General features: G+C 30.2%; 12 protein-coding genes. 2 read left to right on the top strand and 10 right to left on the bottom strand.

What is annotated here, in order from left to right; genetic code table 11:
- Positions 1-169: 169 nt before the first annotated feature.
- Complete coding sequence (locus tag Q5O44_RS06750; RefSeq protein WP_022167639.1) at positions 170-5,809, bottom strand: S8 family serine peptidase; 5,640 nt, start codon at positions 5,807-5,809, stop codon at positions 170-172.
- 267 nt (positions 5,810-6,076) lie between these two features.
- On the opposite strand from Q5O44_RS06750, the gene Q5O44_RS06745 reads away from it, so the two are divergent.
- A complete protein-coding gene (locus tag Q5O44_RS06745; protein WP_022167638.1) occupies positions 6,077-7,162 on the top strand; it encodes a helix-turn-helix transcriptional regulator in 1,086 nt (361 codons plus the stop codon).
- Between the two features lie 42 nt (positions 7,163-7,204).
- Here Q5O44_RS06745 and Q5O44_RS06740 read toward each other — a convergent pair whose 3' ends face one another.
- The 8 genes from Q5O44_RS06740 to Q5O44_RS06705 form a co-directional block, all read right to left on the bottom strand.
- Positions 7,205-8,965: a 1-deoxy-D-xylulose-5-phosphate synthase gene (locus Q5O44_RS06740; protein WP_022167637.1), complete on the bottom strand. Its 1,761-nt coding sequence runs from the start codon at positions 8,963-8,965 to the stop codon at positions 7,205-7,207.
- Positions 8,966-9,139: 174 nt separating this feature from the next.
- Positions 9,140-10,525 (bottom strand): PTS cellobiose transporter subunit IIC, encoded by a 1,386-nt coding sequence (celB, locus tag Q5O44_RS06735; protein ID WP_022167636.1) that lies wholly within the window; start codon positions 10,523-10,525, stop codon positions 9,140-9,142.
- 39 nt (positions 10,526-10,564) lie between these two features.
- Entirely contained in the window at positions 10,565-11,074 is a 510-nt protein-coding gene (locus Q5O44_RS06730; protein ID WP_022167635.1) for a hypothetical protein, read from the bottom strand.
- Position 11,075: 1 nt separating this feature from the next.
- On the bottom strand, positions 11,076-11,414 hold the full coding sequence (locus tag Q5O44_RS06725; protein WP_022167634.1) for a PTS cellobiose transporter subunit IIA: 339 nt from the start codon (positions 11,412-11,414) through the stop codon (positions 11,076-11,078).
- 39 nt (positions 11,415-11,453) lie between these two features.
- Positions 11,454-11,771: a PTS cellobiose transporter subunit IIB gene (locus Q5O44_RS06720; RefSeq protein WP_022167633.1), complete on the bottom strand. Its 318-nt coding sequence runs from the start codon at positions 11,769-11,771 to the stop codon at positions 11,454-11,456.
- A gap of 494 nt (positions 11,772-12,265) precedes the next feature.
- A complete protein-coding gene (locus Q5O44_RS06715) occupies positions 12,266-13,369 on the bottom strand; it encodes an ADP-ribosylglycohydrolase family protein (protein ID WP_022167632.1) in 1,104 nt (367 codons plus the stop codon).
- Between the two features lie 13 nt (positions 13,370-13,382).
- Positions 13,383-14,807, bottom strand: a complete 1,425-nt coding sequence (locus Q5O44_RS06710; RefSeq protein WP_022167631.1) for an ADP-ribosyltransferase — start codon at positions 14,805-14,807, stop codon at positions 13,383-13,385.
- Positions 14,808-14,910: 103 nt separating this feature from the next.
- Entirely contained in the window at positions 14,911-15,504 is a 594-nt protein-coding gene (locus Q5O44_RS06705; protein WP_022167630.1) for a bifunctional 2-polyprenyl-6-hydroxyphenol methylase/3-demethylubiquinol 3-O-methyltransferase UbiG, read from the bottom strand.
- Positions 15,505-15,672: 168 nt separating this feature from the next.
- Between Q5O44_RS06705 and Q5O44_RS06700 the strand changes: the two genes are divergently transcribed.
- Positions 15,673-16,413 carry an alpha/beta hydrolase gene (locus Q5O44_RS06700; protein ID WP_022167629.1) on the top strand — a complete coding sequence of 247 codons (741 nt, stop codon included), beginning with the start codon at positions 15,673-15,675 and terminating at the stop codon, positions 16,411-16,413.
- A 118-nt stretch (positions 16,414-16,531) separates the two neighbouring features.
- On the opposite strand, the gene Q5O44_RS06695 is transcribed toward Q5O44_RS06700, so the two are convergent.
- Positions 16,532-17,056, bottom strand: coding sequence for a GNAT family N-acetyltransferase (locus Q5O44_RS06695; protein ID WP_022167628.1), 525 nt, complete (start codon positions 17,054-17,056; stop codon positions 16,532-16,534).
- Positions 17,057-17,076: the final 20 nt, after the last annotated feature.

The raw sequence follows: 17,076 nt of genomic DNA, 5'->3' as shown, positions 1-17,076 counted from the left end.
ACACTTTTAAACATTTTTTAAACTTATATAAAAAAATAAGAGATGTATTAGAATAATAATTTATTTTTATACATCCCTTATCACCTTTATTTAATCTTCATTATAAAATTATTTATATAAATTAAGTTATTCTATTTTATATTTTTAATATCTTAATATTGTAGATAGGCTATTTTACCTCTTTTCTACGCTCTGCAATAATCAGTATACCTAATGAACATAACACTAGAGAAATCCATACAGATGTTTTCCAATCATCTCCTCCAGTGGCTGGAATTTTACCCTTTGAAGAAGAATTACTTGAATTAGAACCATTAGATGATATGGAATCACCTAAATTAATATTTCCTGATGATGCTCCATTAGATCCTGAACCACCTTGGTTGCTTGGTTTGTCTACATTACCTGGTTTATTTGAATCTACTGAACCACCTTGATTGTCTGAATCATCTGAATCACCAGGATTGTCTGAATCATCTGGATTATCTGAATCTCCTGAGTCACCTGGATTATTTGGTTTATCTGGCTTATCTGGATTATCTATATCTTCTGATTTACCTTCTACCTTAACAATACAGTAATTAGTTATAGAATTATCTGTAGCTAGTTCAACTTTTACATAAGCATACCCCTCTGAAACTGCAGTAATAGTTCCATCTTCTGAAACTGTTGCAACTTCTGGATTAAAGCTAGTCCAAACTAACTCTTTATCTGCTTCAAGAGTAGGCATTGGAGAAATTGTTGCTCCTAAATTAGTTGTTTCACCAACTTTAAGTTGTGCTTTATTTTTATTAAGAGTAATCTCCTCTGCTTTAACTGGCTCAGAAACTACAGCAAAATTCACAGAGTACTGTCCATCTTTCGTAGTAGCTGTAATATAACTTACACCTGGCTCTGATGGAGTGTAAGCAGCCCCTTCCTGTACTGATCCACTAACTTCAACTGGTCCTACCTCTAAAGCACCATTTCCTTCTGTAACTTTCCAATCAAATGGTCCGTATAATTTTTCTGGTCTAGTATATGTGGCACCTGACATAGTACCTGCAGCAACTCCTGGACTTTCTATTCCATTTGCTACAATAAGAATCTTATTATCTGCTCCAGTTGGTGCATAACGAATATCTATTTCACCTGTAGTAGAATTATATGTGAAAAATGTCTGATATGGGTTATTTATCATTTCAACTTTATAACCGTCTGGATACACAGTGTAAATTTTAATGTCAGATGGTAATTTATATCCTTCTTCATTTACTAGCTTACCAGTATAACTACCACCTATATTAAAGAAATCTGCACCATCAAGTTTAACACCAGTAAACTCTGTAGTTATATCTCCTACTTCATGAAGTACATTTTGTCTGTATTTTGCTATAAGATTAGCTGTTTCACCTTGTGTTACATAAATTGTTTGCTCATTATAATTTCTAGCTGAAATAATATCATCTTGATTTCTTTTACTGTAAATTTCATCCCAATTAATATCCATAGATTTTTGTATACCATCTATAGTAACAGTTAAAACTGCATGACCTGCTGGAATAATATCTTCTGAATAATTAACTGTTAGGAATAAGAATCCTGAAAGAGCATCTGCAGTATTTTTACTTACTGAAATAAGTCCAGCTGCATAATCATTGGCAAAATCCTCATCTTCTAAAACTTCCCAACGTATATTTTCTATTTTAGCTGTTGCAGGTTGAATATTAGTTACCTTTACAACAACCTCTCCATCTGGCTTTAATCCTGAGAATTCTTCAATAGATAAATCAAAATCAATAAGTTTATCATTTTTTTCTTCAACTGCTACTACACAAATAGCAGATGAACCACCTGCAGAAACTGTAATAATTGTTTGCCCTGGTGCAATAGCTTTAACAACTCCATATTCATCAACTGTTGCAACTTCTGGATTGCTTGATGTACGTGTAATAGTATTATCTATACCATCAGTATTATTATTAACGCTTAACTCAAATTGTTGTCCTGGGTGTAAAAGTGCAGATGTTTGAGAAAGAACAATTCCTTCTGTAGCATCAACTTTAATAGCATAGCTTCTCTCATTAGCACCATAATCCCCACAAGAAACAACAACATTTCCAGTCCATTCATATTTATAAGTATCATGTTCACCTGGATATGCTTCTTTATGAACATATTCTGTTACATCTGCAGTAAATGTAATTTCTTTAGTTCCTGCGTCACTAATATTATTTACATAGAATGCATTAGCTCTATCAGGTTTTGTTTGAGAATAATTTGGGTCACCAACTCCATCCTGATAACTACGTGTTACTATAGGTGCAACTTGAACAGATGCAATAGATCCATCTTTATCAACTATCTTACCTGTAATAAATGTGCGTCCATCTTTTTCATATATACTAACAGCATTATTTTCAAGTTTAGGTGCAACTGTATCTATAGTAACTGGGAATGAAATAACATCTCCAGTCATATCCATTTCATGTCCATTGAAAGTAGGTTCATTTTCTCCTGGTATTATTGACTCAAAATTTGTAACATCTTTTCCTAATGTATCATCATAAATTTTGTCACCATACTCACCTTCACCATAAGCAGTTATAGTATAAGTACACTTAGTTCCACTAGGTAATACTTGTCCATCCATATCAGTACCATACCAAGTTGGGTATGTGCCATAAAGACTAAATGGAACAAAGGTAGCATAACCTGGATCATAAGTACTTCTGTATGAATAAGATGCCCAATCACGCATATAAACTTCACCTGTTTCATCATCTTTTACTTCAAAAACTAAAAGTTTTGCATCACGAAGTTGATACAATTCTGAATAATCTATACGATCAAAATATTCATCTCCATTAGGTGATAATGTTATATTTTCCTTATGATATACAATTGGATTATTAAGTGCATTTGCATCAAAAGCATTTAAGCCTAGTGGAAGATATCCTATAGTACCAAGCACATCGCTCCTTTGTGTAGATCCAATTATACTAGTATATAAAGAATTTTCATTATTTATTGCTGTAATATCATCTTGTGGTTTATCAAGCCAAGTAGCACTATCAAATATTGGAGATTTAGTCCAGTCACCATAGAATGCTAACATAGGAAGTCCAAGGTCAGGGTTTCCTTTCTTAGTGGCATCTGTTAAAATTACATATCCTTCAATATAAGTTCCATTTTCAAATATTTTATTAAGTTCTTTCTTTTGAGCTTTTTTCAATGAAACTGATTTATCAAAGCTTGTACTACTATTAGGTGCAACACGTATTTTTCCTAAATTAAAAGTTTTTATTACAACATCATTATCAGCAATTACTTCACGCTTACCCCATGCACTTTCAACTATAGTTGTATCAGGTCTCATTAATACTACTTCAACATTATACTTTAACTCATCATCTGACATATTATTTAAATTAAAGTTAATATCATAAACACCTGTCTTTTCTGGATCATCACCAAGTTCTAATTTACCTACAGTTTGGCCATCAACAGTGATATAAGCTGGAGTTGTCATAGCAGCATCTGTATTTACTAATCCTGAACCTTGTTGACGTGGAGAATAATAAACTCCATTTTCATCTTTTTGCGGCACAGCAGTACTAACTAATAATTGACTTACTAAATCAGAAACCTCTTTAGAAGAAATTCCTTCAAAAGCAGTTTGCTTATTTATATATTCACGAACTAAAAGTCCAATACCACTCATATGAGGAGTTGCCATAGAAGTCCCACTCATCATAGCATAGCTTCCTGTGTATACCTCTCCACCTGCAGTAGCTCCTCCTGCTACAGTAGACCAAATATTACCTCCTGGCGCAGTGATTTCTGGTTTTAACTCAAGAGCTTGACCTGATCCCCATGAAGTGAAGGAAGACATTTGTCCTGCTGTAGAATTATCAATTGTAGCATCTTCTTTATAAATTTTTATCTTAATTTCATAGCCTTTTTCTAAAGCTCCAACTATTGTGGCACCATCTTTTCCTGAAATAAATGCTGAACTCATTGCAGCACCATCAGTACTCATTGTAATAAGACTTGTACCATTAGGATCATTATCATAAACTATAACTCCTAGTACACCATAAGGCTCATTTTGGGAATTTACTCCAGAAAAACTTAGGGCATTATTAATCTTATCAGCGAAAGATATTTCTCCACGCTTTACTAACGCAAATCCTGTTTTACCATTATTATATCCATTATTAAATCCTACTTTAGCGTAATCATCATAAGTACCAACTCCATCTACGGCATAAATTGGATATTCCTCATTACCATCAAAATTTGCTTTTAGTGCTCCTGAAGATGAATTGTTATAATAAACATTATGTTCTACACCATCTTCATCTTTCCATGAAAGATAAGGTTGAACAGCAATAGTATTATCTATAGATGCAACACTTAAATTACTTTCATAAATAGCTGGTGAAGACATCATAGATTCATCTGGATTAGATGTTAAACTATTTCCACCATAGTTATTATTGTCAGATGACTTTTCGCTATTACCTGCTGCAGTCATAAGTACAATTCCTGCATTATTTACACGTTTATAAAGTTCCTTTTGCATTGAATCATCATCTGCAAAGCCATTGTCAGATCCTAAACTTAAATTAATCATATCTGCTCCAAGTCTTAAAGAGTCTTCAAGAGCATTAATAAGAACGCCTTCTTGTGCTCCACCATCTGCATCTGGGAATACCTTCATTGCTAATATTTGTGCATCTGGAGCAATACCAGAGAACTTAACTTCTCCTTCTTCTGTACTTGCAAATCCTGCAATTGTACCTGCAACGTGAGTACCATGATTACTGCTAAGTGGAGAAACATCTAAGTCACCATCAGCATAGTCAGCTGCATAAGGTACCTTCACATTCTTATAAAGCATGTTATTATCATAAGTTATATGACTTCCATCTGCTCCTGTAGTAGAGATAAGTTGATTATCTTTTAAGAATTCTTCAAGACTTTCATTTGTATAACGTAAATCCCAATCATCTACTCCGTCAGTTGGATTTCCACTTTTAAAAGAATTATCAGTAAATGCTTCATGGACACGTGAAATTTGTGCATCCCACCAATTTCTTTTTATATCAAGTCCACTATCAAGAACTGCAACTAGCATACCCTTTCCTGTATACCCTTGGTTCCAAGCTTCCTCAACACCTACCATATCATAGCTATATGAATATGTTGCCTTACCTTCTTCTACTACAGAATTTTCAATTGGTTCAGGACGGTCATATACATGCTCAACATAAGCACGCTTAACTCCATCTAAAGCTCTTATTTTATCTAGCATTCTGTATGGTACACGGATAGATATAGCATTAACGATAGTTGTCCAATTATTAATAACTTCAACTGTTTCTTCTGATATTGAAGCCACATTAACTCCCTCATTAGCATTTTCATTAACTAATGTAGTTATTTCAGAAATTATATTTTTTTGATTATCAAGTAATTCTTCAGATACTTCTTTTATATCATCTGAAGCTAAAAATTTAGACACCGATTCTCCTGATGAATTTTCTTCATCAAGAGAAAAATAAGAACTACTATCATAATAGTCCATAACTGGAGCTTCCTCTAACTCCACAATAGCTGTAACAAACTCATCATCCCCATAAAGAGCTTGACCTTTTACCTCATTTATGTTTCCTTCTAATTCGTCAAGAAGAGAAGTCCCTTCAAGCTCCACTGCTGTAAGCATAGTATTATCTTTTAAATCAGCTTGAACATTTGTAGGTAAAAGTCCAGCTAACATAAAAAATGAAATAGTACTGGCAAAACAGCGATTCATTTTTCTCATATTTATACCCCCTTTTTATTTATATCTACAGATTATTTATTTAGTAATTCTATAAAGTATATGTTATATACATATTGTTACTTTGTTCTATGCAGATATTACATTACTATATTACACCTATCCCCCATTTATTGTCAATACTATAATTTTTTCCCTTATTCATCTTTTAAATGACACCTCTTGACAAAGTAAATATCATATGCAATACTCAAGACAACATTTAAAAAAAATAAGTCTAATGGCTATATTATGGAGGGAATTTATATTATGGACTATAACAATTCACCTAATCTACTGCTAGAATCCCTTGCATATTTGGGAAGAAAGGCATCCAATAATACTTGGAAAGTCACTGAGCAAAAGATAAAAAAAAGGAAAATTGAAAATAGCATTTCATTTTATAAAGTATTTGATAAACTTAAAACTCTTACAATTAAAATAGATGAAAATATTTCTATTAGTGATGATATACTCTCTAAATTCTTTTCTAATATTGAAGGATTTCCCTTTAATACTATTGGTTCAACATCAATTGCTTTTTTAATCTTTTATGGAACTTTAGAAAGTTTTAAAGGTAACTTTACTGAACATATTAAAGAAATTCATAAGCTTTCTAATACCAATATTGCTTATAATATTGCCCAAGCTTTAGATATAGCTGATAGCTATAATACTGAAAAATCCATGGACATAACTAAATTTATGGATGGAGTTCTTGCTCTCTCTATTCCTGATAATAGCAAAATAGCTATTTTAGATACTTATAGTAATTACCATAAATATGTTGATGAAATTAGTATTCATTTAAAGGCTTCCATTGATGCTTTAGAAAAAGAGGAAGAATCTATATCTGATTTACTAAATAATTTCAATGATGAAGTAACAACTGTTGGATGTAAGAATTTCTTTAAAGAAATTTCTCAACTTAAACCAATAGATGATGTAAATTATCATATGAAGCCATTTATTTTCGGTATGGATACTAATATAACTTCAAATGATTCTATTAATGATATTAATATTTATTGTGGTATCCTTCGTAAGGAACTTCTAGATATGTTGAATAAACAACATTCCTATATAGATGAAGTTTATGAAGGTTATAATTTACTAGGAGATCGTACAAGGTTTGATATTCTATGCTATATTAATAAGCAAAATGCCTATGGCCAAGAGCTTTCAAAGCACTTTAATCTTTCTAGAAATACCATTCATCATCATATGAATAAACTCATTAATTATGGATTAGTAACTTGCACAACTGATGGTAATAGGGTTTATTATTCGATTAATACAGAAAGCTTTGAAGAACTAATTTCACATCAACAAAAGTTATTTTGTTCTAAAAAGTAAAAAATAAAACTGGAAGTCTTTCTCCCAGTTTTATTTTTTATATTATTTTAATACAGCTTTAATATCATTTACTATTAACTCTTCAGTTAAGTGGTAACGTTCATATAATTCTGCAAGTGGCACTCTATTAGTGAATTCCTTATATGCTCCAAAATTTAATACCTTCATATCCTTATTACCATAGAAGCTTGCTATTTTTTCACCAAATCCACCATTAATAATTCCATCTTCTAAAGTAATTACCACTTGATGATTTTCTGTTAACTCTTCTAACATTTCTTTATCTAAGCCAGTTATATATCGAGGATTGATTAATGTAGCATTGATACCCATTTCTTCTTTTAACTTTTCTTTAACTTTCTTACCTAAGTGATAGAATCTTCCTAAACCTAAGATAGCTATGGTATCTCCTTCATAAGTCTTTTCATAAGTATTTATGTTATAGAAGTTAGGTTCAATTTTCTCTCCTGTGTATACCACTTCCATATTAGGAACACGTATAGCTACTGGATATTTATTTTGATCTATTCCCCATTCCATCATGGCAAGATATTCTTCTGCTGTTGTTGGTGCCAGATATACTATATTAGGAATATTAGCTATTAAAGGTATATCAAAAATTCCCAAGTGAGTAACATCACTTCCTGTAATTCCCCCACTATAAATCATAATTAATGCTGAATTATTATTTATAGCAAGATCTTGTGATAATTGATCATAAGTTCTTTGCGCAAATGAACTATGTAATCCTAATACTGGCTTACAACCTTGTGAAGCTATGGCTGAGGCCATTGCTACTGCATGTTCTTCTGCTATACCTACATCTAAATATTGATCTTTTAATACATTTCTAAAATTCTTTAAACCTACACTACCAGGTGTTGCTGCTGTAATGCCAATAATTCTCCTATCAGCTTTAGCCTTTTCAATTAATAATTCTTCTCCTAAAACTGCGTAAGTCTTTTTACCATTTCCTTTAACTAGTGGTTCTTTAGTTTCTAAATTAAAAGGCATTACCCAGTGGAAAGCTTCTTTATTTTCTTCAGCATCCTTATACCCTTTACCTTTTACTGTATGTATGTGTAATACCACAGGATGATCTACATCTTTCACTGTGTTAAAGGCTTCAATTAATACTTCCACATTATTTCCTTCTTTTACAAAATGATAATCAAATCCTAAAGATTTAAAGAAATTATTTTCAGCTTCTCCATTATTTTCACGAAGTAAAGCTAAATTCTCATAAAGACCTCCATAGTTTTCAGCTATAGACATATCGTTATCATTTACTAAAATAATAATATTTTTCTTAGAAGCTGCTGCATTGTTTAAACCTTCATAAGCTTCTCCACCACTTAATGATCCATCGCCAATTACTGCTATAATATTTTCCTTTGTGCCCTTTAAATCTCTAGCTTTAGCTAATCCACAAGCTAAACTTATTGATGTAGAAGTATGCCCTACTATAAAGAAATCATGAGCACTTTCCTCTGGTGCTGTATATCCTGTAACACTTTTATATTCCTCTGGGTTAATAAAGGCATTTTTTCTACCAGTTAATATTTTATGTGGATAACTTTGATGAGACACATCATAGACAAATTTATCTACTGGTGAATTAAATACATAATGCATAGCTATGGTAGCTTCCACCATTCCTAAGTTAGGGCCAAAATGTCCACCTGTTGTACTTACTTTCTTTATTAAAATTTCTCTTATTTCACTTGCTAGTTTCTCTAACTCTTCTATAGAAAGATTTTTTAAATCTTTTGGTTCATTAATATTATTTAAAATACTTAACATATAACAAATACCTCCTAAATATATTTTAAGCTTATATTCCTATTCTTTATTAGTATATATGTTAGAGTAAACTCCAAGTCAATACTTTTTATACTTCAATCTTGTAAGTTACCTATATGCTAGACACAAAAAAGTGCCTGCTAAATAATTTGACAGGCACTTTATTATATTTAATTAATGATCTAAGCTTGGTTCTAATTCTTCATCTAAATCACTGTTTAAACTAGATTCTTCTTTAAGCAACTTTTTATCATACATTTTTATAAATGGGAAGTAAATTAAAAATGCAATAACTCCATTTATTAATGCTAATAATAATGCTCTCACATCTCCTGCTGTTCCAATAAATGCTCCAATTCCTATTGGTGATGGCCAAGGTACTTGTGCAATAATTGGACTTACTAATTGTAACTTAATTGCCCAGTAAGCTGTTGATGCACAAACCATTGGTGCTAAGAAAAATGGAATTGCAAGGTATGGGTTGTATATTATTGGTAAACCAAAAATAATTGGCTCATTAATGTTGAAAATTGAAGGTACAATACCAGCTCGTCCTAATACTTTCAATTGTTCTGATCTAGCTAAAAATGCTATAAAAATTGTTAAACCTAAAGTTGCACCTGAACCTCCCATAATAACAAATGAATTTTGGAACTCACCAGCAAAAGGAATATTAGCACCTTGAATATTAAGTTGCATATTAGATAAAACAATTGGAGTTAAGAAAGCACCTATAATATTTGCACCATGGATACCTACAATCCATAAAGCAGATATTAATAAGTAGATTACAATAATTCCAAGCCAGCTATTAGTTAAATTACTTACAAATTTAAAAGGAACAGCTATTACTTTGAAAATATCAGTACCTAATGCAATAAATGCACCATTAATTACTAATACAACAAAAGCTACAAGGAAAGCTGGAATTAAAGCAGTAAATGAACGAGATACTCCTTCTGGAACTGATTCAGGCATTTTTATAATTAATTTATGTTTAACACAGAAACGATAAATTTGCACTGCCACAACAGCCATAATAATTGCAGTAAATATTCCAGTAGTACCTAAACGACTTACACCATCTGAACCAATATTCCATCCATTAATAATATTAGTACCTTCAGTTATTTCATTAATTAATGTAATTTTCCCATCTGATAACACTAATTCTGGAAGTGTCATAAAGAAAGCAAATACTGAAAGGAGACCTCCATTTAGAGGATTTAGATTAAGTTCCTCTTCATCAGCAAAAATCTTTGTATATTCATAACCAATAACAATACAGAAATATAAAGCTAAAACTCCCATAGTAGCCTTATTAGCTAACATATACAAATCACTTATACGGAAGAATGTATTATTAAAGAATCCTTCTAAAAAAGGCATTGTTTGTGGAAGTATATTTAATACCAAAAACATAGAACCTACAATTGTAAAAGGTATAGATGCCATACCAGCTGCCATAACAGCACGTACAATACGATATTGTGATATCTTACCCATAGGTCCCATTAAATATTTCTCTAAAAATTGAAACCCCTTATTTGTGTTTTCCATAGATATTCTCTCCTTTCCCACTATACTTCAATTAGAATTCTATATTCTTACCCTAATTGTCTTTTCAAATTGTTTAGCATACTTATATTGTTTATCTTTACGGTCTTTAATTTTTTGTAAACGTTCTAAACAAATGCTGCATAATATTATTCCAATAGTAATGATACTTAAAATAAGCATTTTAGATTTCATATTATTTATTAAGAATGGAAATAACTGACTAAATAGTGGTGAAATCACAGCTACCATAAGAATTGCATTTATGATTAAAGCTATTTTATATGATATTATGCTCTTTTTTGCATTATCAGTAGGCGCATTAAAAAATGTAAATTGCTCTAAAGCGACTACAGACATACAAATTAGCATTCCACCTGGAACAACTGTCGCTACTTTATTACTTATTAATAATGCCGAAAACCAATATAAATTAGAAAAAAATAAAATTGCTGTAATATAACGAATTAATAAAAATCGATTAAAATACATTGTTTTTAAGCTTGTTTCTTCACGACTTTTTTGAAGTTTTTTCTTGCTTGTACTATTCATTTTAAGATTCCCTTAACTTTCTTAATTCAGACATCTCTCTATATACATGTAACATTTCAACAGCCATTTCTCTTAGTACCATGGTAGTCATTAAATGATCCTCTGCATGTACAATAATAACTTCCATTACTATTTCTTCACCATTAACATAATCTTGTAATAAGCTTGTTTGTGCCTTATGAGCTTCCATAAGTTCATTATTAGCATCATCTAATTTCTTCTCTGCTTCTAAAAACTCACCTTCACGCATTAACTCAAAAGCTTCATGTAACATAGTTCTAGCATTTCCACTGTGTAATATTATGTCAAATGAAACTACTAGTAAATTCTCTTTGTTCATATAAATTGCTCCTTTTATTAACTAAATTAAAACCATATTCTATTTTACATTTTGTAATATTAACTTAGCCATATTTGCTATTCCTGTTGGTATTGGAACATATGCTTGTGGTGGAATATTTAACACAGATTTATTAACCTTATTACCTAATTCTGCAAACTTATCATAATACATTCTTGTTTGAGGGCTTACTAAAAACAAATCAAAATCGCTAGATTCTATCATTTTATTTCCTTCTGTTGCTGATACAGCATCTACTGTAATATCATGTCCTTTACCATTTAAAAATTCTGTTGTCTTCTTAGCCATTAAAGATGATGACATTCCTGCTGCACAAATTATTAATACTTTTTTCATTCAACTCACTCCATTTTCATATATTAATTTTATTTATAATCACTTTAATCTAAAGCTTTAACATTTGTTTTAATAACCTTTTTATCATAATGTACTGTGCCTTATTTACCACCTTCTAATTGATGAGTAGCTACTGCTCCTTCCAAAAGAAAATTGTCTGGTAATTTCGTCACTATAATCTCCATCCTCCTTCAATATCCCCCTTACGTTTTATTATACAACCATTTTACATAAATTGGAATGTGTAACTTTCCAAATTTTCTTAATAATTCCACTTCTTAGCATACTTCTATTTTTTCTGGTTATCTTCTTTTTACTAAACTTTTCATTAAACTCCTGTATTTCATCATATGAGTGCTATTCCTTTTTCTTTTGCTAATATAATTCATTTTTATCTCACCATATAATAAAAAGGACTATGAATATCTATCATACTCCTTATTACTTAGCTATATATTGTTATTAACATCTTAGGTACTACTATTACTTTTAAATTAACTTCTATACATTTTGTTATATAAACTTTGTGATAAATTATTTATTAATTTCTTATTTTTTATTGCCTCTATCCATTCATTTGGTATTTGATCCATACCATAATATATACCAACAAGTCCTCCTGTTACTGCACCTACTGTATCAGTATCTTGACCTAAATTTACAGCCTTAAGAACAGCTTCTTTATATGAATTTGTTGTTAATACACACCATAATGCAGCTTCTAATGTATCTATTACATATCCTGAAGATTTTATCTCACTTTCATCTAATTTATAAATATCTCCTGATAATACTCTATTAAAGTATTTTAATTCTTCTTCATCCTTATAATATTCTTGTATAATACCTACTGCATCTAAATATGAATCTTTTAAACTCTTTCCTTTTATTAATCTTATAGCCATTTCAATATAAAAATGACAAGCAATTTTTGATCTCATATGACCATGAGTAATTGATGATACTTCATATATTTTTTCAACTCTTTTTTCTATATCTTCTTCATCTTTTAAGTAAAATGCCAATGGTAATATTCTCATTAACGATCCATTTCCATTATCATGCTCTGATTTTCCACCTGCATCTACTGGATTAATTCCACTTATAATTCTATTAATAGCATCATATGTAGACCTTCCAATATCAAACATCTTTCCTGTAGCTGTATATTCTGATTTTTCATACCATTTAACAAATTTATTAGCCAAACTAGTAACTTTATATTCTCTTTCTATTAAAGCTTCTAATAAACATAATGTTAAACTTGTATCATCTGACCAAGTTCCTTCTGGTTGATTATAAGTCCCATATCCCATCATTCCTTTAACAGGATTATTTCTTAGATTTTCTCTTGATTCAAATTCCACTGGTACTCCCAATGCATCACCTACAGCTAATCCCATGATTCCATCAAGTACTACATTCTTTTTTACTTTAAAGAATTTACATTCTTCATTTCCTAAAAGTATTTTACTGGGAATTTCATCTTCATATTTACTACAAAGCAATACATCATTAGCATCCCTATATACGCAAGATTTGCATATTACTTGTTTTATAACAAATTCACCTTCATCTAATCCCCATCTCTCAAACATTTTATTCTCCTTCTTATTTATTTAATATCCTAACCACTAATTCTAACTGACCATTATCCAATTGAGTGGCACTTTTTATCATCATTTCTTGCCCTTTATCAAATAGCACTTCATATTCAGTAAAACATCTACTTAAATCTGCAATATATGCTGCTGTTGAGCCCTTTGGTGCTTCAATAATCAATTTTAGATTACCAGTAAAAGTACTTTTTTCCAATAAAGATGTACTCATAAATGCCTTCTCTTTAATAATATTATCAACCATATCTTCAAGCGGTAAACTTTTAATATCACCTAATATAGTTTGACTAGTAATTCTATGAACTATTATATCTTCTGGTAACTCACATTTATTTAAGGCCTTACTAATATTTTCTACTATTTCAGCATTTCCTACATGAAACTCCTTCTCAAGTCCTCTTAAAACTGAATTAATATTTTTATAATATTTATTTTCTGTATAGCAAGTAATGGCATCTGCTTCTTCATCTAAAAGATCAAACGACCAATCTTCAAACTCTTGCCCCCACTCTATAACACTATCTTCATCATAAAATCGCCTAAATTTATCAGAAACCTTTTTAGACAGGTTCTTACTTGTATTTTCAACAGTTTCTATGAAGTTTACTCTTGCTTTTGAAACAACATCATCTAATTTGCTAAAGCTACCTGTTTCTAAACATAATTCTAGTTTATTGTGTGGTAATATATCATTTATTAAAGTTATTGTACCATCTTTTAATTTTACAATACTATCTTTACCACAATCTATTACAGAAATAATATTATCAAACTTTCCGCTTTTAATTACCTTACTTATCTGTTTACTTAACTTCTCTGCAGTAATTTTAGCTACTGAATTTACCTTACTTAAGCATTCATCACCGTATTTAAGAATTCCTTTAGCACTGTCTGCATACTTTAATGATTTAAGCATATCTCCTAAAGGTAATATTGCTAACAAACATATTGCTGCTTCTAAGTAATTTCCCCTACATAATGAAATTAAAAAATTAAGTGTATCAGCTGGCTCTCCTATTATTGGTAGCCATCCTGCAATATCAAGACCTTTTTGAATATTATCTAATAATTCATCAATAGCAGATGTAATTTCTATATTATTTTTCTTACAATATGTTTTTACATCTGAAGTAAACTTTTTAGCAAGTTCCTTATCAGTTGTTTTTACATTATTAATGAATTTACTAAAATCACCACTAAACTTTTCCATTTCATTGTAAGCATCTTCTGCTTTTTTCTTTTGTTCATATAACTCATCTAATATGGTATTTGTCTTGCTGTATCTCACATTTAAAGCTTCTATTTCACTAATTGCATTTTTAATTTGCCTTAACTCTTCATTTAAATATTCTAATGAAGAATTAACATTATTAATTGCTATAGAAGCTTGTCCATAATCTACAACTAATTTTCTCAATTTTTCCTCCACTTTCTTTTATACACTTTCTAATTAATTTTACCATATTTTACTTTTTATTACATTGTTTTTTTCTATTTTACTTACAAAAAAGTGTTCATTATCAAACACTTTTTTTATTACATATTAAGTTTACCCATTTAACTTCATTTACTCTACCTAATTTATCCTCTGTTATATATAAACCTAAAATATTATACTTTGTATTTTCATTTATAAAACTAATTATACTTTCATCTGTAAAACAATTAAAATATCTGTTTTTATCATCTACATATTCTTTTTCTCCATATTTAAAGGACATATAGAATACTCCATTATCCTCTAAATTATTATATAAATTATTTAATACTGTTTTTAAATCTTCCCTTTTTATATGAAGTAATGATGCACAGGCCCATATTCCATGGAACTTTTCTTTTAATTCTAATTCTTCAAAAGTGCTTGCTATTACTTCCTTTCCCAATAAAGCTGAAGCCTTTTTTGCTAATTCTTTTGATCCATCTACAGCTGTTACCTCATATCCTAGCTTCATAAAATTCATACTATCTCTACCTGATCCACAACCTAAATCTAATATTTTTCCACCTTCAGGTACTAACTTTAAAAATTCCTTATATGTATTAGTCATATCAACATTTAAAGTTGAATTAAAATATTCTTCACTATTTTTATTGTAATAATCTAAAGTATTCATCTTAATATCTTCTCCTCTTATGTATATATTTTATTTTACTATAAATGTATTCATTTAAATAAAAAAATCAATATGTACTTAAACATACTGATATAAGATAAGCTATTGACATTATATAATTAGAAATATACAATATTTATTCAATAAAAAACTTAAGGTGATAATATAATGAAAAATAAAACATTAAAAAAACTGTCTTTTGTGATACTAGGCTTAATTATTGTTGGTTTAGTATTCATAGCCTCATTCTTTATGAGTTCTTATAGTCCAAACAGTATAGCTATGGATAACTTGGAAGATTCTCAATTGGTAGATGTAACTGTAGATGACTTTATAACATTTACTCCTGAGAATGTAACTGCAACAACAGGATTAATAATATATCCTGGAGCTAAGGTAGAGGCTGAAGCTTATGCACCACTTGCTAACAAAATTGCTCAAGCTGGATATGAAGTTATTATAACTCCTATGCCACTTAACTTTGCTATTTTTGATTACAATATAGCTAATGAAGTAATATCAAAATTCCCTAATATTAAAAACTGGGCAATTTCTGGACATTCTCTAGGTGGAGTAATGGCTGCTAAATATGCCAGTGAAAATAGTGATATTGAAGGTCTTATTCTATATGCTTCATATCCACAAGGTGATGAGCTTAAAGATTCTGATATTGCTGTTACATCAATTTATGGTTCTGTAGATGGTGTAGCCAATTTAGAAAAAGTTAAAGGTGCTAAGGATCTTTTACCAACTTCTACAACTTTTGTTGAAATAGTTGGTGGAAATCATGCTCAATTTGGTAGTTATGGTGAGCAATCTGGAGATAACCCTGCTGAAATATCAGCTGATGAACAAATAGAACAAGCTTCCAAGGCTTCAATTGATTTATTAAATAAAATTTCTAAATAATACAAAAGTGTTGAAAAATTAAGAGAGCTAAAAGTTTAAAAGCTGATTTCTGAAAAGTACAGAAATCAGCTTTTTATTATATATTTAAACATGATTTAATTTTTATGATTTTATATTATTATTCAAAAAACTCTTTGCAATAGCTTACCATTCCACATATATCTTTAAGTTCATTTTTCTTTAATTCTAATGCCATGAAATTTTCACTTGGTACATCAAATGGTGCAGTTATTTTATACTTTGCTGCTTCTTCAAATCCAAAGCGAGGATAATATTTTTCACTACCTAAAACTATCACTGATTCATATCCCAATGCTCTTGCTATATTTAATGATGTATTTACAAGATGACTTCCTACACCTTTATTTTGATATTCTGGCAATACTGATAATGGAGCTAGTGCAAGTGATTCATATTTTTCTTCTCCATTGACAATATGAACTTTTGTATACATAATATGTGCTGCTATTTTTTCATTATCTTCTGCCACTAAAGCTAATTCTGGAATAAAGCTTTCTGAGTTTCTAAGCTTATTAACAAGGTTATGTTCCTGCCCATCTGAATGCTCAGCATTTTTAAAGGCTTCTTTCACTAAATTATATATTTCTTCCTTATCTTTAAGTTCTTCTTTTCTAATTATCATAATGCCTCCCTTACCGCCTT

The organism is Clostridium sp. CAG:221 (genome assembly GCA_000435835.1).
Taxonomy (GTDB): Bacteria; Bacillota; Clostridia; order Clostridiales; family Clostridiaceae; genus Clostridium.
This window is presented reverse-complemented; position numbering and strand designations above follow the sequence as displayed.